Annotated in this window: 17 protein-coding genes; 11 read left to right on the top strand and 6 right to left on the bottom strand. The window is 68.9% G+C overall.

Going from position 1 to position 17,676, the window contains the following annotated elements; all coding sequences use genetic code 11:
- Positions 1 to 110: 110 nt before the first annotated feature.
- Positions 111 to 992: a pirin family protein gene (locus F3J14_RS26520; protein WP_166725490.1), complete on the top strand. Its 882-nt coding sequence runs from the start codon at positions 111 to 113 to the stop codon at positions 990 to 992.
- Between the two features lie 52 nt (positions 993 to 1,044).
- Entirely contained in the window at positions 1,045 to 1,893 is an 849-nt protein-coding gene (gene trxA / locus F3J14_RS26515) for a thioredoxin (protein ID WP_138847251.1), read from the top strand.
- An 85-nt stretch (positions 1,894 to 1,978) separates the two neighbouring features.
- Here trxA and tcdA read toward each other — a convergent pair whose 3' ends face one another.
- Positions 1,979 to 2,836 (bottom strand): tRNA cyclic N6-threonylcarbamoyladenosine(37) synthase TcdA, encoded by an 858-nt coding sequence (tcdA, locus tag F3J14_RS26510; protein ID WP_138847250.1) that lies wholly within the window; start codon positions 2,834 to 2,836, stop codon positions 1,979 to 1,981.
- Between the two features lie 127 nt (positions 2,837 to 2,963).
- Between tcdA and pdxH the strand changes: the two genes are divergently transcribed.
- From pdxH to F3J14_RS26495, 3 genes are all read left to right on the top strand, one after another.
- Positions 2,964 to 3,608: a pyridoxamine 5'-phosphate oxidase gene (gene pdxH, locus F3J14_RS26505; protein ID WP_166725489.1), complete on the top strand. Its 645-nt coding sequence runs from the start codon at positions 2,964 to 2,966 to the stop codon at positions 3,606 to 3,608.
- Between the two features lie 133 nt (positions 3,609 to 3,741).
- Positions 3,742 to 4,962: a cyclopropane-fatty-acyl-phospholipid synthase family protein gene (locus tag F3J14_RS26500; protein ID WP_166725488.1), complete on the top strand. Its 1,221-nt coding sequence runs from the start codon at positions 3,742 to 3,744 to the stop codon at positions 4,960 to 4,962.
- A 23-nt stretch (positions 4,963 to 4,985) separates the two neighbouring features.
- Positions 4,986 to 6,308, top strand: a complete 1,323-nt coding sequence (locus tag F3J14_RS26495; RefSeq protein WP_166725487.1) for a DUF72 domain-containing protein — start codon at positions 4,986 to 4,988, stop codon at positions 6,306 to 6,308.
- A 49-nt stretch (positions 6,309 to 6,357) separates the two neighbouring features.
- Here the strand turns inward: F3J14_RS26495 and msrA are convergent, their stop codons facing one another.
- A complete protein-coding gene (msrA, locus tag F3J14_RS26490; RefSeq protein WP_126228397.1) occupies positions 6,358 to 6,918 on the bottom strand; it encodes a peptide-methionine (S)-S-oxide reductase MsrA in 561 nt (186 codons plus the stop codon).
- 571 nt (positions 6,919 to 7,489) lie between these two features.
- Between msrA and F3J14_RS26485 the strand changes: the two genes are divergently transcribed.
- The 3 genes from F3J14_RS26485 (at position 7,490) to F3J14_RS26475 (ending at position 10,343) form a co-directional block, all read left to right on the top strand.
- On the top strand, positions 7,490 to 8,896 hold the full coding sequence (locus F3J14_RS26485; RefSeq protein ID WP_166725486.1) for a selenium-binding protein SBP56-related protein: 1,407 nt from the start codon (positions 7,490 to 7,492) through the stop codon (positions 8,894 to 8,896).
- On the top strand, positions 8,893 to 9,558 hold the full coding sequence (locus F3J14_RS26480) for a hypothetical protein (protein WP_166725485.1): 666 nt from the start codon (positions 8,893 to 8,895) through the stop codon (positions 9,556 to 9,558). Before F3J14_RS26485 ends, F3J14_RS26480 begins: the two co-directional genes overlap by 4 nt.
- Positions 9,559 to 9,833: 275 nt before the next feature.
- Positions 9,834 to 10,343, top strand: a complete 510-nt coding sequence (locus F3J14_RS26475; protein ID WP_006761047.1) for a flavin reductase family protein — start codon at positions 9,834 to 9,836, stop codon at positions 10,341 to 10,343.
- Here F3J14_RS26475 and F3J14_RS26470 read toward each other — a convergent pair.
- Positions 10,330 to 10,830: an Lrp/AsnC family transcriptional regulator gene (locus tag F3J14_RS26470; RefSeq protein ID WP_006477992.1), complete on the bottom strand. Its 501-nt coding sequence runs from the start codon at positions 10,828 to 10,830 to the stop codon at positions 10,330 to 10,332. The two genes, F3J14_RS26475 and F3J14_RS26470, sit on opposite strands and share 14 nt — an antisense overlap.
- 130 nt (positions 10,831 to 10,960) lie before the next feature.
- Between F3J14_RS26470 and kynB the strand changes: the two genes are divergently transcribed.
- From kynB to kynA, 3 genes are all read left to right on the top strand, one after another.
- Positions 10,961 to 11,602 carry an arylformamidase gene (gene kynB, locus F3J14_RS26465; protein ID WP_011657769.1) on the top strand — a complete coding sequence of 214 codons (642 nt, stop codon included), beginning with the start codon at positions 10,961 to 10,963 and terminating at the stop codon, positions 11,600 to 11,602.
- 28 nt (positions 11,603 to 11,630) lie between these two features.
- The gene (kynU, locus tag F3J14_RS26460; RefSeq protein ID WP_166725491.1) at positions 11,631 to 12,881 is read left to right on the top strand and encodes a kynureninase; all 1,251 of its coding nucleotides are present in this window, start codon (positions 11,631 to 11,633) and stop codon (positions 12,879 to 12,881) included.
- Between the two features lie 80 nt (positions 12,882 to 12,961).
- Positions 12,962 to 13,888, top strand: a complete 927-nt coding sequence (gene kynA, locus F3J14_RS26455) for a tryptophan 2,3-dioxygenase (RefSeq protein ID WP_034177043.1) — start codon at positions 12,962 to 12,964, stop codon at positions 13,886 to 13,888.
- Positions 13,889 to 13,909: 21 nt separating this feature from the next.
- Here the strand turns inward: kynA and F3J14_RS26450 are convergent, their stop codons facing one another.
- The 3 genes from F3J14_RS26450 to F3J14_RS26440 all read right to left on the bottom strand — a co-directional run.
- Positions 13,910 to 15,307: an MFS transporter gene (locus F3J14_RS26450; RefSeq protein ID WP_166725484.1), complete on the bottom strand. Its 1,398-nt coding sequence runs from the start codon at positions 15,305 to 15,307 to the stop codon at positions 13,910 to 13,912.
- A gap of 264 nt (positions 15,308 to 15,571) precedes the next feature.
- Complete coding sequence (locus F3J14_RS26445; protein ID WP_166725483.1) at positions 15,572 to 16,516, bottom strand: 2-dehydropantoate 2-reductase; 945 nt, start codon at positions 16,514 to 16,516, stop codon at positions 15,572 to 15,574.
- A 13-nt stretch (positions 16,517 to 16,529) separates the two neighbouring features.
- Positions 16,530 to 17,676, bottom strand: a 1,147-nt coding sequence (locus F3J14_RS26440) for an aldehyde dehydrogenase family protein (protein WP_166725482.1), incomplete at its 5' end; no start/stop codon positions are given.

Here is a 17,676-nt window from a genome sequence, read left to right as displayed (position 1 = left end):
CCGCTGCCGCCGCTACCGCCGGCCGGCGCATCGCCACGCCCGGCGCGCGCGTCGCCGCCGCGCCGCCAGTACAATGACCGGCATCCCCGCCGTTCGCCACGAGGCCTGTCATGACCGAACCGATCAAAGCCTTGCTGAAGCCGCACATTCGCGACATCGGCAACCTGCAGGTGCGCCGCACACTGCCCGCACTCGCCGCACGCCTCGTCGGCCCGTTCATCTTCTTCGATCACATGGGGCCCGCGGCGCTGCCGGCCGGCACCGGGCTCGACGTGCGCCCGCACCCGCATATCGGCCTCGCCACCGTCACCTATCTGTTCGACGGCGCGATCCTGCATCGCGACAGCCTCGGCTCGCGGCAGGAGATCGTGCCGGGCGACGTGAACTGGATGACGGCCGGCCGCGGCATCGTCCACTCGGAGCGCACGCCCGACGCGCAGCGCGCGAGCGGCCATACGGTGCACGGGATCCAGACCTGGGTCGCGCTGCCCGTCGCCCACGAGACCACCGAGCCGTCGTTCGAGCACCATGCGGCCGACACGCTGCCCAAGCGCAACGAAAACGGCGTGACGCTGACGGTGATCGCCGGCGACGCGTTCGGCCTGCGCTCGCCCGTCACGACGTTCTCGCGCACGCTGTACGTCGCCGCCGAATTCGCGGCCGGCGGCCGCCTCGAACTCGACGCGTCGCACGAGGAGCGCGCGGTCTACGTGGTCGACGGCGACCTGACGATCGACGGCACGCCGGTGCCGGCCGAGCAGATGGCCGTGCTCACGCCGGGCGCGACCGTCACGCTCGCGAGCGGCAACGGCACGCGCGCGATGTTGCTGGGCGGCGACAAGATCGACGGCGAGCGCTTCATCGAATGGAATTTCGTCGCCAGCAGCCGCGACGCGATCGAGCGCGCGAAAGCGGCGTGGACGAACCAGGAAATGGGCAAGGTGCCCGGCGAAACCGAATGGATTCCGCTGCCCGAATCGAAGCCGCGTTGAAAAAGGCGCGCGCCGCCCCCATCCTCACGACATTCGACTGGAAGAGAACGACATGGACACCACGCTTGCCACTTTCGAGAAAGACGTCATCGAGGCGTCGCTGGACGCCCCCGTGCTGGTCGACTTCTGGGCGCCGTGGTGCGGCCCCTGCAAGACGCTCGGTCCGCTGCTCGAAAAGCTCGAAGCCGATTATCAGGGCCGCTGGAAGCTCGTGAAGGTGAACGTCGACGAGAACCAGGAGCTCGCCGCGCACTTCCAGACGCGCAGCATCCCGCACGTGATCGCGTTTGCCGACGGGCGCCCGGTCGACCAGTTCATCGGCGTGCTGCCGGAAGGCCAGTTGCGCGCGTTCCTCGACCGGCTGCTGCCGGCGCCCGAGGAAGCCGAACGCCGCGCCGCGCAATACGCGATCGCCGAGTCACGCTACGACGATGCGCTCACCCACCTCGAGGCGGCGCTCGCGCTGAACCCCGGGTTCGACGATGCACGGCTCGACCTGATCGAACTGCTGCTCGCGAACAACCAGGTCGATGCCGCGCGCACCGAGGCCGAGCGCCTGTCGCCGCAGACCGTGCAGGGCGCCGATCCGCGCTACCAGGCGATCAAGACCCGTTTCGATGCGCTCGACGCGACGGCCGACCTGCCGCCGACCGACGCGCTCGAAGCGCGTATCGCGGCGAACCCCGCCGATCTCGACGCACGCTTCGACCTCGCGCAGAGCCTGATCGCGCGACGCGCCTACGAAGGCGCGCTCGAGCAGCTGCTGGAAATCGTGTTGCGCGACCGCGCGTATGGCGACGACCTCGGCCGCCGCACGATGCTGTCGGTGTTCGAGCTGGCGGGCGACAGCCCCGAGCTCGTCGCCGCGTGGCGGCGCAAGCTGAGCATGGCGCTCAACTGACGAACGGACGGCCGGGCCGCAATAATGGCCCGGCCGTCGCGCCGCGGCATCGCAGTATGCTGCTGCGCGTCGAGCGATGTCCGGATCAGCCCGCGGCTCGCGCCGCGAGCGCGCGCAGCGCATGCGCGGCGGCCGCGAAACCGAAGCTCGCGGTCACGCACACGCTGGAACCGAATCCCGCACAGTTGAGCCCCGCGACATGCGCGGCCGCGGACGGCTCCGCGCCATCCTCGATGTCGCAAGCGGCCGCTTCCGGATAGATCAGCGGCTCGTCCGAATACACGGCGCTGACCTTGAAGCGCGCCTTCGGCCCGCGTGGAAAGCCGTGCTGCTTGCGCAACTGCGCGCGCACCTTCGACAGCAGCGGATCCTGGATCGTCAGCGCGAGATCGTCGATCCGGATGCGCGTCGGGTCGAGCTGCCCGCCCGCGCCGCCGACCGTGACGAGCGGCTGCCCTTTCGCGACGCACCACGCGATCAGTGCAACCTTCGTACGCACGCTGTCGATCGCGTCGATCACGTAGTCGAAGCCGCCGCCGAGCAGCGCGTCGAAGTTGTCGGGTTCCGCGAAATCCTCGATCCGGTTCACGCGGCACGCGGGATCGATCAGCGCAATCCGCTCGGCCATCGCATCGACCTTCGGCTTGCCGTAATTGCCGTCGAGCGCGTGGATCTGCCGGTTCGTGTTGCTTTCCGCAACGTTGTCGAGATCGATCAGCGTCAGCGTGCCGATCGCGCTGCGCGCGAGCGCCTCGGCCGTCCACGAACCGACGCCGCCGATGCCGATCACGGCGACGTGCGCGCGCTCGAACGCGGCGAGCGCGGGGGCGCCGTACAACCGCGCGATGCCGCCGAAACGGCGTTCGCGATCCACGTCAAGCTGGATTGTCGGGCTCGGGGTAAGATCAGAAGAACTGGGCGGGGCAGCGTCGGGGGCGGACATGGCAGCAAGGAAAACGTAAGCGTACAGCCCTCTATTTTGCCTGAACTCGCCGCCCACACGCGCCACTGTGCACGCACGATTCTCGCGCGTTCGCTATACTGGCCCCAGATTGAAGCGTTTGCATAACATGACAACTCTCGCCGATCTTCGCATCAACTATTCGCGTGCTTCGCTCGACGAAGCCGATGCCGCCCCCGACCCTTTCGCCCAGTTCGATCGCTGGTTCAAGGAGGCGCTCGCCGCCAAGCTTCCGGAGCCGAACACGATGACGCTCGCCACCGTCGGCGAGAACGGCCGGCCGTCGGCCCGAATCGTGCTCATCAAGGGTGTCGACGAACGCGGGTTTGTCTTCTTTACCAATTACGAAAGCCGCAAGGGCCGCGATCTCGCCGCCCATCCGTACGCGGCACTGCTGTTCTACTGGATCGAGCTCGAGCGCCAGGTGCGCATCGAAGGCCGGATCGAGAAAACCAGCACCGACGAAAGCGACCGCTATTTCGCGTCGCGCCCGCTCGGTTCGCGCATCGGTGCGTGGGCGTCCGAGCAGAGCGCCGTGATCGACAGCCGCGCGACGCTCGAAGCGCGCGAGAAGGCTGTGGCCGAACGCTACGGCGAGAATCCGCCGCGCCCGCCGCAGTGGGGCGGTTATCGCGTCGTGCCCGACGCGATCGAATTCTGGCAGGGCCGCCCGTCGCGGCTGCACGATCGCCTGCTCTACACGCGCGACGCCGCGGCGGCGCCGGGCTGGACCATCTCGCGCCTGTCGCCGTAAGCAAGGCTGCGGCAGCGGCGCCGGCGCATGCCGGTCGTGTCTCGTGTTGCATCCGGGCGCCCGCCTTGAGAGGAGCGGGCGCCGGTCAAGATACTTGGCTGTATTCGATTCAACGAACAAACGGAGAATCCAAATGTTCTGGGAAAAGAAGCTGGCACAGTGGGCGGACGAAGTACGGGCGAAGGCGAACATACCGGCGCGCCTCGTGCTGTGGAACGGCGATCAACTCGATTTCGGCACCTTCACCGCGCCGCAGGTCACGCTGAAGGTCAACAGCGCGTCCGCGTTGCCGCTCCTGCTCGAACCGAGCCTCGACAATCTCGGCGAGGCGTACGTGAAGGGCAAGATCGACATCGAGGGCAGGCTGTCGGACATCATCAACATCAGCTACTCGCTCGCGCGCAGCACGGTCACCAGCGCCAGCAAGCTCGCGCGCGTGAAGCGCTACTTCAATCATACGAAGAACACCGACAGGAAGGCGATCCAGTATCACTACGACGTCTCGAACGAGTTCTACCAGCTGTGGCTCGACGAGAACATGGTGTACTCGTGCGCGTACTTCGAGAACGGCGATGAGGATCTTGCCACCGCGCAGATCAAGAAGATCGACCACATCCTGACCAAGATCCAGCTCGAGCCCGGCCAGCGCCTGCTCGACATCGGCTGCGGCTGGGGCGCGCTCGTGCTGCGCGCCGCGCAGAAATTCGGCGCGACCTGTCTGGGCGTGACGCTGTCGCAGAACCAGTTCGATCTCGCGACCGCACGTGTGAAGGCCGCCGGGCTCGAGGACAAGATCGAGATTCGCCTGCAGGACTACCGCGAGATCGAGGGGCAGTTCGACCGCATCACGAGCGTCGGGATGTTCGAGCACGTCGGCCGCAAGAACCTGCCGCTCTATTTCTCGCGCGTGCATGACCTGCTGACCGACGACGGCATCGCGATGAACCACGGCATCACGTCGACCGACGCCGAAAGCGGCGAGACGGCACTCGGCGGCGGCGAATTCATCGACCGCTACGTGTTCCCGGACGGCGAGCTGCCGCACATCAGCCTCGCGCTCGAAGCGGCGCAGCGCGGCGGGCTCGAGGCGATTGACGTCGAAAGCCTGCGGCGGCACTATGCGCGCACGCTCGAGATCTGGACCGAGAACTTCGAGGCGAAGGCGGAACAAGCGCGCGCGCTCGTCGACGACGAAAAATTCCGCATCTGGCGCGTGTACCTCGCCGGTTGCGCGTATGCATTCGAGCACGACGACGTGTCGATCTTCCAGATCGTGTGCCGCAAGGCCGGACGCAGCGCGAAAACGCTGCCGTGGTCGCGGCGCTACATGTACGAACACACGCTGCCGCGCTAGGCGGCATTTCACGCTGGGCACGCATGGGTGACGGCAGGACGCGGCGCAACACGCCGCCGCAACGACAGCAGCGCGACGAACCGGACGGGTCGCACGCCGACGGGCAGTTCGACCTGTTCGGCGCGTCGCCCGCCGACGCACGCGCAGCGGCTGCGCCCTCGGATGACGACAATCCTGCCGGCGCCAGCGATCCCGTGACGCCGGACGAGCACGATGCTGCGCAACCGGCAAAGTCGCCCGCGCGCGCGGGCCGTGCCTCGCCCCGCCCTTCCTCCGACCAGGAGCCGGAACCGCCCCCCGCCTCAGGCCTGCTGTGGGACGAACCGTCCCCGCCTGCCACGCCGCCAAAGAAGGGCCGGCGCCGGCGCGCCGTGCCGCCCGCATCGGTTTCCGCGGAAGTCGCCGCCGTGGCGGCCGCCCTGCCGCCGAATGTGCGGCTCGGCACGTCGTCGTGGTATTTCCCCGGCTGGGACGGCATCGTCTACGACGGCGATTTCGCGCAGACGAAGCTGTCGCGCGAGGGGCTCGAGGCGTACGGCGCGCATCCGCTGCTGAAGAGCGTGAGCCTCGACCGGTCGTTCTACGGCCCGCTGTCGGTGGCCGACTATCTGCGCTACGCACAACAGGTGCCGGACGACTTCCGCTTCGTCGTGAAGGCGCCGGCGTCGGTCACCGACGCGGTCGTGCGCGGCCGGCGCGGCGAGCCGTCGGGCCCGAACCCGACCTTTCTCGACGCGGAGCTCGCCACCCGGGAATTCGTGCAGCCGTGCATCGAAGGGCTCGGCAAGAAAGCCGGCGTGCTGGTGTTCCAGTTTTCGCCGATGCCCGATCAACTGCTCGTCGAACCGGCCGCGCTGATCGACCGGCTGTCGGCGTTCTTCGCGGCGCTGCCGCCGCTGCCGCCGGACGCCGGCGGCACGCGCTACGCGATCGAGATCCGCGACGCGTGCCTGCTCACGCCGCGCTTCATCCGCGCGCTCGCGGCGCTCGGTGTGCGCTACTGTGTCGGCCTGCATGCGCGGATGCCCGACCCGCTGCGCCAGGCGGCCGCGCTCGCGCTGCTCGACGGCGACGCGCCGGGCCCGCTGATCGTGCGCTGGAGCCTGCATGGCGGATTCAAGTACGAACAGGCCAAGGCGAAGTACGAGCCGTTCGACAAGCTCGTCGACGAGGATCCGGCCACGCGCTCGGCGCTCGCCGAATTGGCCGCGCGCTACGCGCTGGCCGGACAGCCGGTGATCATCACGATCAACAACAAGGCGGAAGGCTCCGCGCCGCTGTCGTGCGTCGCGCTCGCGCGCGAGATCGCCGCCGCGTGCGCGCAGTGGCGCAGCGAGGCGGCGTAGGGTTCGGCGGCGGCCGTCTGGCGGCGCCGCCTGCGGGCTTGCCGGCCGATTACGCGCCGCGCAGCGACTTCAGCCGGTGCGAGAACTTCTGGCGGAATTTCGCGAGCTTCGGCCCGATCACGACCGAACAGTAACCCTGCCCCGGATTGCGCGCGTAATAGTTCTGGTGATAGTCCTCGGCCGGCCAGTAGTTGTCGTCGAGCGGCACGACCTGCGTGACGATCGGCTGCCCGAACACCTGCTCGCGCTCCAGTTCGCGGATCACGTCCAGCGCGACGTCGCGCTGCTCGTCCGAATGCGTGAACACGACCGAACGGTACTGCGTGCCGACGTCGTTGCCCTGCCGGTTCAGTTGGGTCGGATCATGCGTCGCGAAGAAGATCTCGAGGATCTCGCGATAACCGATGCGCGCCGGATCGAACGTCACGTTCACGACTTCCGCGTGACCGGTGTCGCCTTCGCACACGTCGCGATAGCCGGGATTGCGCATATGGCCGCCCGCATAGCCCGACTGGACGGCCGTCACGCCGTCGACATCGAGAAACACGGCCTCCGTGCACCAGAAGCACCCGCCGCCCACAGTCGCGGTTTCAAGCATCTCGTTCACCATGAAATCATCACCTCGTTGATGACGGCGACCGGCACGCAAGCGCGCGCCGGCGCCGCCGGTCCGTATCGCCGCTGCCCGGTTGCCCGGCGCGAAGCGGCACGCGTTCAAGTATCTCACTCGCGCGCGAATCAGGCAGAAACGCGCGCGGGCCACGCACCACCTGCGGTGCGTTTCTCGACTACACTTAGGCACGCTTGCCCGCGACGGCACACCGTCCGGCTGCACGCAGCGTCCGATGCATGCCCGCCCCGATGCCAACATCATCCGCCGGAACATCGCTATGCACGCCCCGACAGAAATCGTCCGGATTGCAGCTCCGCCCGCCGGTGCCCCGCGCGCCGGCACTTCCATCGCACCATTGCGCCACCATGCGTCCGTCGCGCCCGTTGCGTCGCCTGCGCGGCGAGCCGGTGCACCCCGTTTCCCCGCTGTCCCGATCTGATGCACCGCACCGCGCGTCCTGCCACGCGTGCGGCCGCCGGTGCATGCGCATCACGCAACTGTTCGACCCGCACGCCCGCAACGAACGGCCGTGCGCCCGTGATCCGATACAACCGAGAGAGGCACTACGATGAGCATGCGGCCTGACCCGACATTTCACGCTTCGCCGGAACTCGCAATGCAGGCGCCGGCGGAAGAGTTTGCCTATACATTGTTGCTGAGCCCCGATTTTTCCAGACCCGATGCGCTCGCCGTGATCGACGTGAAGCCCGGTTCCTCGACCTACGGCAAGATCGTGCACACGGTGACGATGCCGAACACCGGCGACGAGTTTCACCACTTCGGCTGGAATGCGTGTTCGTCGTCGCTGTCGCCGCTGACCGGCCACGCGTTTCTCGAGCGCCGCTTCCTGATCATCCCCGGCCTGCGCTCGTCGCGGATCTACGTGATCGACACGAAGCCGCACCCGACGCAGGCGTGCATCCACAAGATCATCGAACCCGACGAGATCTTCGCGAAGACCGGCTATTCGCGGCCGCATACGGTCCACTGCGGCCCCGAAGGCATCTACGTGAGCACGCTCGGCGGCGCGGGCAAGGACGGCACCGATGGCGCGCCCGGCATCTTCATCATGGACTGCGAGACCTTCGACGTGCTCGGCCGCTGGGAAATCGACCGCGGCCCGCAGGACAAGCATTACGACTTCTGGTGGAACCTGCCGCGCGACTACATGGTGTCGAGCGAATGGGCGCTGCCGCCGCAGTTCGAGAACGGCATCGTGCCGGAAGACCTGCTCGCGAACCGCTACGGCCACCGGCTGCATTTCTGGGATCTGCGCGCGCGGCGCAACGTGCAGACGATCGATCTCGGCGCGCAGCACCAGATGGCGCTCGAAGTGCGGCCCGCGCACGATCCGGTGCGCGAATACGGGTTCGTCGGCGTCGTGGTCGATACGACCAACCTGGAAGGGTCGATCTGGACCTGGTGGCGCGAGGACGGCCAGTTCCATGTGAAGAAGACCGCGACGATCCCGCCCGAGCCGGCCGCGGCCGACGAGCTGCCGCCGCTGCTGCAAGGGTTCGGCGCGGTGCCGCCGCTCGTGACCGACATCGACCTGTCGCTCGACGACCGCTTCCTGTACGTGTCGTGCTGGGGCACGGGCGAAATGCGCCAGTACGACGTATCGGATCCGCATCACCCGGTGCTCGCGGGGTCGGTGCGCATCGGCGGCATCGTGCGCCGCGCGCCGCACACGAACGGCCGCGCGTTCGCGGGCGGCCCGCAGATGGTCGAGATCAGCCGTGACGGCCGGCGCGTGTACTGGACCAACTCGCTCTACTCGACGTGGGACGACCAGTTCTATCCGGACGGCGTGCCGGCCGCGCAGGTGCTCGCGCATGTGGGGCCGCAGGGCGGGCTGACGCTCGCCGACGACTACTGGGTCGAGTTCCCCGACGGCTATCGCGCGCACCAGATCCGGCTCGAGGGCGGCGACTGCTCGACGGACTCGTTCTGCTATCCGTCGGTCAAGCGTTGAACGCCGGCCTCTCCGCGCCGCTCGCGCTGTGGGCGGCCGTGCTCGCGAGCGGCGTTTATCACGGACTCAACCCGGCGATGGGCTGGCCGCTCGCGGTGTCGAACGCGCTGATGACGCGCCGCGGCGGCGCGCTGGTCGCGGCGCTCGGCTATCTCGCGCTCGGCCATGCGCTGGCTGTCTTCATGGTGATGCTGCCGTTCGGGCTGCTCGCCGCGTTGCTCGCGTGGCAGTCGGCGATCCGGATCGGCGCGAGCGCGCTCGTGATCGGCTTCGGCGCGGTGCTGCTGATCCGGCGTCGCCACCCGCGTGCGCTTGCGCGGATTGCACCCGCGCGGCTCGGGCTGTGGTCGTTCGCGGTCGCGCTCGCGCACGGCGCGGGACTGATGCTGGTGCCGATCTATCTCGGGCTCTGCGGGCTCGACCGGGATGCCGGCCATCGCGCGGCGGCCGCGCTCGTCGACGCGCATCTCGGGATGGCCCTCGTCGTCGCGGCCGTGCATGCGGCCGCGATGATCGGCGCGGGCGGCGTGCTCGCGTGGCTCGTGTACCGCTATCTCGGGCTGAAGTTCGTCGCGCGCAGCTGGTTCAACCTCGACGCGGTGTGGGCGTCGAGCCTGATCCTGACGGGTGCGCTGTCGCTCGGGCTGGCGGCGGCACGCTAGCACCTGGCGCACGGCGCGGCCGCGGATGGCGCGCGGCAAAACGCGACAGAACGGCCGTTCGGCCTTTGATCGCTACGCCGCGCGACAGTGTTCGCTACCTCACGCTCACTCCGCAATGCGCCGCCCGCATGGGCCCGGCGGTCGCGATTCCGCTAAAATCTGACCATGCGCACCCCTTCCCAACCGATCGCCCCGGCCTTGTCGCCTTTCGTCCGCCGCGCCCGTTGCATCCGCCGCGCGCCGCGCCCGTCCGTTTCGTTCCGGATGGCCGCCCGATGAACCATGCCAACCCGCCGGATTTCGATTCGGCCGCATTCCGTCAGGCGCTCGGCCAGTTCGCGACGGGCGTCACCGTCATCACGACGCAGGCGCCGTCCGGGCAGTTGATCGGCATCACCGCGAGCTCGTTCAACTCGGTGTCGCTCGATCCGCCGCTCGTGCTGTGGAGCCTCGCGCACAAATCGGCGTCGACGCCGGTGTTCCGCAGCAACAGCCATTACGTGGTGAATGTGCTCGCTGCATCGCAGATCGACCTGTGCAAGCGCTTCTCGACCTACAAGGGCGACCGCTTCGAAGGCATCGCGCACGTGGCCGGCAACTCGGGCATGCCGGTGCTCGACGGTGCGCTCGCGTGGTTCGAATGCCACAACCGCAGCCGCTACGACGAAGGCGACCACGTGATCTTCGTCGGCGAAGTGGAACGCTGCGGCGTGCGCGCGGTGTCGGATACCACGCCGCCGCTCGTGTTCCACGGCGGCGGCTTCCACGGCCTCACACCGCTTTGATCGCCCCGGTGCGCGCCAATCCGACCGGCGCGCCCGCTTCGTCCTTCAGCGTCTGCAGCACGATGTTCGAACGGATGTCCATTACGCCCGGCGCCTTGTAGAGCCGGTTCAGCACGAAATCCGAATAGTGCTTGAGGTTGTGCGCGAGCACGCGCAGCAGATAGTGGCTCTCGCCCGTCACGACGAACGCGCCGACCACCTCCGGCCATTCGCGCAGCGCTTCCGCGAAGCGCTCGTGCCATTGATTCTCTTCGTTGCGCATTGACACCTGCACGAACGCCTCGAGCTCGAAGCCGAGCTTCTCGCGGCTCAGGCACGCGCGATAGTGTTCGATGACGCCCTGCTCCTCGAGCAGGCGCATCCGGCGCAGACAGGCCGACGGCGAAAGCGAGATGCGTTCGGCCAGGTCGAGATTGCTGATTCTGCCTTCCTCCTGCAGTACCGCCAGAATCCTGCAGTCGGTGGCATCGAGCGTGATCGCATGCATTTTTGGTCCCCCTTTTCCCTCTCATTCGAATTATCTGCCAATTCGGCGGATTGTCCATGTTTATTTCGCAAGCACTTTCTGCGAGCGTCCACCTATCATTCGAAGGATCGATTCACCGATTCGTCATGCCATGGACACACTCTGGGACATCTCGCCGCCCGTCAGCCCCGCCACCCCCGTGTGGCCGGGCGATACGCCCGTTTCCGTCGAACGCGTGTGGCGGATGGAGGCCGGCTCGCCGGTCAACGTCGCGCGGCTGACGCTGTCGCCGCATACGGGCGCGCACTGCGACGCGCCGCTCCACTATGACGCCGACGGCGCGCCGATCGGCGCGGTGCCGCTCGATACCTATCTCGGCCCGTGCCGCGTGATCCACTGCATCGGCGCAGCGCCGGTCGTGCGCCCGGCCGACATCGAGGCCGCGCTCGACGGCGTGCCGCCGCGCGTGCTGCTGCGCACCTATGCACGCGCCAGCGTCGAGCAATGGGACAGCGGCTTCTGCGCGGTCGCGCCCGAGACCGTCGACCTGCTCGCCGCGCACGGCGTGAAGCTGATCGGCATCGACACGCCGTCGCTCGACCCGCAGGAATCCAAGACCATGGATGCGCATCATCGCGTGCGCGCACACCGGATGGCGATCCTCGAAGGGATCGTGCTCGACGACGTGCCGCCCGGCGACTACGAGCTGATCGCGCTGCCGCTGAAGTTCGCGACGCTCGACGCAAGCCCCGTGCGTGCGGTGCTGCGCGCGCTGCCCGGCCACTCCTCCTGATTACCCGACCCACTGACCCGACATCATGATCAAGACCCGTGAAGACGCGCTCATCCTCGACCGCGACGACCCGCTCGCCGCGCTGCGCGACCAGTTCGCGCTGCCCGATGGCGTGATCTATCTCGACGGCAACTCGCTCGGCGCCCAGCCGCGCGCATCGGCCGCCCGCGCGCAACAGGTGATCGGCGCCGAATGGGGCGAAGGCCTGATCCGCAGCTGGAACACCGCCGGCTGGTTCGCGCTGCCGCGCCGCCTCGGCGACAAGCTCGCGACGCTGATCGGCGGCGCGCCCGGCGAGACCGTCGTGACCGACACCATCTCGATCAACCTGTTCAAGCTGCTGTCGGCGATGCTGCGTCACCAGGCCGAGCGCGCGCCGGAGCGCCGCGTGATCGTGTCGGAGCGCTCGAACTTCCCGACCGACCTGTACATCGCGCAAGGGCTGATCGAGCAGCTCGGCGGCGGCTACGAGCTGCGCCTGATCGACGATCCGGCCGACCTGCCCGATGCGCTCGGCGCGGACACGGCCGTCGCGATGATCACGCACGTGAACTACCGCACCGGCTACATGCACGACATGCCGGCCGTCACGCAGCTCGTGCACGACGCGGGCGCGCTGATGCTGTGGGATCTCGCGCACTCGGCCGGCGCGGTGCCGGTCGACCTGAACGGCGCGCATGCGGACGGCGCGGTCGGCTGCACGTACAAGTACCTGAACGGCGGCCCCGGTTCGCCGGCGTTCGTGTGGGTGCCGCAGCGCCATCACGCGCATTTCTCGCAACCGCTGTCAGGCTGGTGGGGCCATCGCGCACCGTTCGCGATGCAGCCGGGCTTCGCGCCCGATCCGGGCATCGCGCGCTTCCTGTGCGGCACGCAGCCGATCGTGTCGATGTCGATGGTCGAATGCGGGCTCGACGTGTTCCTGCAGACCGACATGCAAACGATCCGCCGCAAGTCGCTCGCGCTCACCGATGCGTTCATCGCACTCGTCGAAGCACGCTGCGCGGGCCTGTCGCTGAAGCTCGTCACGCCGCGCGCGCATCACCAGCGCGGCTCGCAGGCGAGCTTCGAGCATCCGCACGGCTACGAGGTGATGCAGGCGCTGATCGCGCGCGGCGTGATTGGCGACTACCGCGAGCCGTACGTGCTGCGCTTCGGCTTCACACCGCTCTATACGCGCTTCGCCGACGTGTGGGATGCCGTCGAGACGCTGCGCGACATCCTGGCCACCGATGCGTGGAAGGCACCCGAGTTCGCCGAGCGCGGCGCGGTGACCTGATCGGCGTCGACCGGCGCGCGCAGGCCGCGCGCCGCGCCCCCCGTCATTCAAATCTGGAGAGAGTCGTGAATTCTGGTCATATGCAGCCACCCGGCGACAATGCGCCGGCGGGCTGCCCGTTCTCGGGCGCACGCGCGGCCCAACCCGCTCATGAAGCGCCGCACGTGCCCGGCGATGCTGCAGGCGAAGCCGGCTGGCACGACGCGCAGCTCGATTTTTCGAAGTCGATGAGCTACGGCGACTATCTGTCGCTGAATTCGATCCTCGACGCGCAGCATCCGCTGTCGCCCGATCACAACGAGATGCTGTTCATCATCCAGCATCAGACGAGCGAGCTGTGGATGAAGCTCGCGCTGTTCGAGCTGCGCGGCGCGCTCGACGCGGTGCGCGGCGATGCGCTGCCGCCCGCGTTCAAGATGCTCGCGCGCGTGTCGCGGATCCTCGAGCAGCTCGTGCAGGCGTGGAACGTGCTGTCGACGATGACGCCGTCCGAGTATTCGGCGATGCGGCCGTATCTCGGCCAGTCGTCGGGCTTCCAGTCGTACCAGTACCGGCAGCTCGAATTCCTGCTCGGCAACAAGAACGTGCAGATGCTGCAGCCGCATGCGCACCGGCCCGACATCCTCGAACAGGTGCGCGCGACGCTCGAGGCGCCGTCGTTCTACGACGAGGTCGTGCGCCTGCTCGCGCGGCGCGGTTTCCCGATCGCGCCCGAGCGGCTCGAGCGCGACTGGACACAGCCGATGCGTCACGACGAAACGGTCGAGGCCGCGTGGCTCGAGGTCTACCGTCACCCGCAGCAGCACTGGGAGCTGTACGAGATGGCCGAGGAACTCGTCGATCTCGAGGATGCGTTCCGCCAGTGGCGCTTCCGCCACGTGACGACCGTCGAGCGCATCATCGGCTTCAAGCAGGGCACGGGCGGCACGAGCGGCGCGCCGTATCTGCGCAAGATGCTCGACGTCGTGCTGTTCCCCGAGCTCTGGCACGTGCGCACCACGCTGTAACGCACGACACGCGCCCGCGCGTCACGACGACGTGCGGGCCAGCTCCTCGCCTTCGCGCGGCAACGCCCGTTCACGCGCGAACCGCGGAATGTGGCGCCGCATCGCGAGCAGTGCGACGCACACCACGCCCATCGCGGCGGCCAGCATCGTCAGGTACGCCGTCGCGCCGCCCGCGGTGATCACGATCGCGCCCGCGAACGCGCTGAGGATCGCGCCGAGCCGGCCGAATGCCAGCGCGCTCGCGGTGCCGGTCGCACGCACCGCCGTCGGATAGATGTACGCGCAGAGCGCATACATCGTCGACTGCACCGCGTTGACGAACAAACCGTGCAGGCCGAGCCCGACGATCAGCCAGCCCGTGTGGCGTCCCGCATCGATACCCATCAGCCATATCGCGCTCGCCACGCCGCCGATGCTGCACAGCGCGAGCGGCCAGCGTGAACCGGCACGCGTGATCGCCCATGCGCACAGCAGCGCGCCGATCACGCCGCCAAGGTTGTAGGCGGTCAACCCCGAGCCCGCGACCGACACGCTCAGCCCGCTCGCGGCCAGCATCGTCGGCAGCCAGCTGAATGCCGCATACACGGCGAGCAGGCACATGAAAAATGCGCACCACAGCGCGATCGTGTCGCGCGCCTGGTGGCCGGCGAACAATGCGCCGAACCCGCCTCGCGCGCCGGGTGCGCGTGCATCGCGCAGATCGGTGAACACGGTGCCCGGCGCGACCGGCCGCTGCATGCGCGCGAGCAGCGCGCCGAGTTCCGGCCAGCGCGCGGGGCGGCGCGCCAGATAGCGCGGCGATTCGGGCAGCGCGCGCACCAGCACGAAACCGAGCACGAGCGGCAGCGCGCCGCCGGCGAAGAACAGCCCGCGCCAGCCATAGCGCGGAAGCACCTCGTGCGCGAACAGTCCGGCCAGCATGCCGCCGAGCGGCACGCAGACGATCGTCGCCGTCACCATCATCGTGCGGCGCCGCGCGGGCGTGTATTCGGCCGTCATCGTCGTGGCGGTCGGCAGCGCGCCGCCGATTCCGAGCCCCGCGCAGAAGCGCAGCATCGCGATCGTCGCGACATCCGGCGCGAAGCCGATCGCGCAGGTCGCGACGCCGAACAGGAACACGCTGCCGATCACGGCCTGGCGGCGGCCGAAACGATCCGCGACGATCCCCGCGCACGCGCTGCCGATGCCCATGCCGATCAGCCCGGCAGCCACCGCCGGCGCGAATGCGCCGCGCGTGATTCCCCATTCGCGGATCAGCACCGGAATCGCGAAGCCGATCAACTGGCCGTCGAAGCCGTCGAGCACGATCGCGAGCGCGGCAAGCAGCACCACGCAACGCTGCATCGTCGTGAACGGCCCGTCGTCGAGCGTCGCGCCGATGTCGACCGACGGCGGCTGCACTCCGTCGCGCGTGCTCATGCGACCTCCCGGCTGCCGCGCATCGGCGGCAAGGTGCGCGAACGGCGCGCGGCAAGACAACGGTATTCGATGAGTTTCATGGCGTCTCCTGTTGTCCGGGCTGACGCGCTGGCGCGTGCCCGGATCTCGTGCTGCGCGGCCGGTCGACGTCAATGCATCGGCGCCGGCCCCGGCATCCTGTCCAACCTGTCTCGATCCGGCGGCATCGCGTCACGCGGCGCGCGCGTATCGTCGTGCGGCGCCAGCCGGCCGCCGGCCTGATGCTCAGTCGAGCTTCGCATCGATCAGCCGGACCAGCGCGAGCAGCGTCTCGACGTGCGGCACCGCGACGCCCGTCTCGCGCGCGGCCGCGACGACCTGACCGTTGATCGCGCCGATCTCGGTGCGGCGGCCCGCGAGCACGTCCTGCAGCATCGACGGCCGATGGCCGCGATGCTCGCGGATCGCATGCTCGACATTGCGCGCGATCCGCTCGCCGTCCACGGCGACGCCTTTCGCGCGCGCGACGGCAGCCGTCTCCGCCGCGATCGCGAGCGCGAGCCGCGGACCTCCGGGATCGCGGCCGAGCTGGTCGACCGTGCAGCCCGTCGCCGCGCACAGCGTGTTGAGCGCCGCATTGAACGCGACCTTCTCCCAGATCGCGGCCCAGACGTCCGCATCGAGCGAACACGCGAGCCCGGCGCGCGACAGCGCGTCGGCCACGGCCGCCGCGAACGGGCGCGGCGCGCCGTCCGCCGTCATCATGCGGATCGTGCCGGCACCGTGCGAGCGCACGTGTCCGGCGCCCGCGAAGTCGGCCGGCCACGTCGTGACGCCGACCAGAATGCGCTCGAGCGACACGAACGTGTTCAGCGCCTCGACGTTGCCGAGACCGTTCTGCAGCGTCAGCACGGATGTCCGCGGCGTCAGCAATGCGTGCACGCCTTCGAGTGCCGCGCACGTGTGCAGCGATTTCGTGAACACGATCAGCAAATCGAACGGGGCATCGGGCGCGGCGCCTGCCGCCGCATTCGCGGCTTCCGGCCGCACGGCCTGCAGCGTGCGGATGCGGCGTTCGCCGCGATCATCGTCGATGCGCAGCCCGTCGCGACGGATCGCATCGAGATGCGCGTCGTTCACGTCGATCAGCGTCACGGCTTCGCCGTGCTCGGCCAGCCGCGCGCCGAACAGCGAGCCCATCGCGCCGGCACCCAGAATCGCAATCCTCATCGTCGGTCGCCTCTCAGAACGGGTAGTGGCGCGGCGTGGTCTGCACGGTGATCCAGCGCAGGTCCGTGAACGCGGCGATGCCGGCCTGGCCGCCGAAATGCCCGAAGCCGCTGTCCTTCACGCCGCCGAACGGCATCTGCGCCTCGTCGTGCACGGTCGGGCCGTTCACGTGGCAAATGCCCGATTCGATGCGCGCCGCGACGCGCATCGCGCGCGCGACATCGCGGCTGAACACCGCCGACGACAGCCCGAACGCGTTGTCGTTCGCGCAGTCGATCGCGGCCGCCTCGCCGTCGACCCGCACGATGCCCTTCACCGGCCCGAACGACTCCTCCGCATAGATCCGCATCGCGGGCGTCACGCGATCGAGCAGCGTCGCCGGAAACAGCGTGGTGTCGGACTGGCCGCCGCACAGCAGCGTCGCGCCGTGCGCGAGCGCATCGTCGATCAGCGTGTTGCAGCGCTCGACGGCCTTCATGTCGATCAGCGAGCCGAGCACGACGGGCCGGTGGCGCGGGTCGCCCAGCGGCAGCGACGCGGCCCGGGCGGCGAGCTTCGCGACGAACGCGTCGGCGATCGATGCGTCGACGATGATCCGCTCGGTCGACATGCAGATCTGCCCGGAATTCGCGAACGCGCCGAACGCGGCCGCCGCGACCGCCGCGTCGAGATCGGCATCGTCGAGCACGACGAACGGCGCCTTGCCGCCGAGTTCCAGCACCGACGGTTTCAGATGACGCGCGCACGCTTCGGCGATGATCCGCCCGACGCGCGTCGATCCGGTGAAATTCACGCGGCGCACGGCTGGATGCGCGATCAGTGCGTCGACGACGGCGCCCGCGTCCTCGGGCGCGTTCGTCACGAAGTTGACGACGCCCGGCGGCAGCCCGGCCTCCTGCAGCGCCTCGACGACCAGCCCGTGCGTGACCGGGCACAGTTCGGAACCCTTGAGCACGATCGTGTTGCCGCACGCGAGCGGCAGCGCGAGCGCGCGCGTCGCGAGGATCACCGGCGCGTTCCACGGCGCGATGCCGAGCACGACGCCGGCCGGCTGCCGCACGCCCATCGCGAGCGAGCCGGGCACGTCGGACGGGATCAGCTCGCCGCCGATCTGCGTGGTCAGCGACGCGGCCTCGACGAGCCCGCGTCGCTGACCACGA

The organism is Burkholderia sp. Tr-862 (genome assembly GCF_011753085.1).
In the GTDB taxonomy this organism is placed as follows: domain Bacteria; phylum Pseudomonadota; class Gammaproteobacteria; order Burkholderiales; family Burkholderiaceae; genus Burkholderia; species Burkholderia ambifaria.
Note: the sequence above shows the minus strand (reverse complement) of the source record. Positions and strands in the feature narration are given on the sequence as shown.

Excerpts from the sequence above, each read along its gene's own strand:
- F3J14_RS26475 (WP_006761047.1), top strand. The coding sequence starts at position 9,834 with ATGAACCATGCCAACCCGCCGGATTTCGATTCGGCCGCATTCCGTCAG.
- F3J14_RS26450 (WP_166725484.1), bottom strand. The coding sequence starts at position 15,307 with ATGAGCACGCGCGACGGAGTGCAGCCGCCGTCGGTCGACATCGGCGCG.
- F3J14_RS26500 (WP_166725488.1), top strand. The coding sequence starts at position 3,742 with ATGTTCTGGGAAAAGAAGCTGGCACAGTGGGCGGACGAAGTACGGGCG.
- F3J14_RS26470 (WP_006477992.1), bottom strand. The coding sequence starts at position 10,830 with ATGCATGCGATCACGCTCGATGCCACCGACTGCAGGATTCTGGCGGTA.
- msrA (WP_126228397.1), bottom strand. The coding sequence starts at position 6,918 with ATGGTGAACGAGATGCTTGAAACCGCGACTGTGGGCGGCGGGTGCTTC.
- F3J14_RS26520 (WP_166725490.1), top strand. The coding sequence starts at position 111 with ATGACCGAACCGATCAAAGCCTTGCTGAAGCCGCACATTCGCGACATC.
- F3J14_RS26495 (WP_166725487.1), top strand. The coding sequence starts at position 4,986 with ATGGGTGACGGCAGGACGCGGCGCAACACGCCGCCGCAACGACAGCAG.
- F3J14_RS26485 (WP_166725486.1), top strand. The coding sequence starts at position 7,490 with ATGAGCATGCGGCCTGACCCGACATTTCACGCTTCGCCGGAACTCGCA.
- F3J14_RS26445 (WP_166725483.1), bottom strand. The coding sequence starts at position 16,516 with ATGAGGATTGCGATTCTGGGTGCCGGCGCGATGGGCTCGCTGTTCGGC.
- kynB (WP_011657769.1), top strand. The coding sequence starts at position 10,961 with ATGGACACACTCTGGGACATCTCGCCGCCCGTCAGCCCCGCCACCCCC.
- trxA (WP_138847251.1), top strand. The coding sequence starts at position 1,045 with ATGGACACCACGCTTGCCACTTTCGAGAAAGACGTCATCGAGGCGTCG.
- tcdA (WP_138847250.1), bottom strand. The coding sequence starts at position 2,836 with ATGTCCGCCCCCGACGCTGCCCCGCCCAGTTCTTCTGATCTTACCCCG.
- pdxH (WP_166725489.1), top strand. The coding sequence starts at position 2,964 with ATGACAACTCTCGCCGATCTTCGCATCAACTATTCGCGTGCTTCGCTC.
- kynA (WP_034177043.1), top strand. The coding sequence starts at position 12,962 with ATGCAGCCACCCGGCGACAATGCGCCGGCGGGCTGCCCGTTCTCGGGC.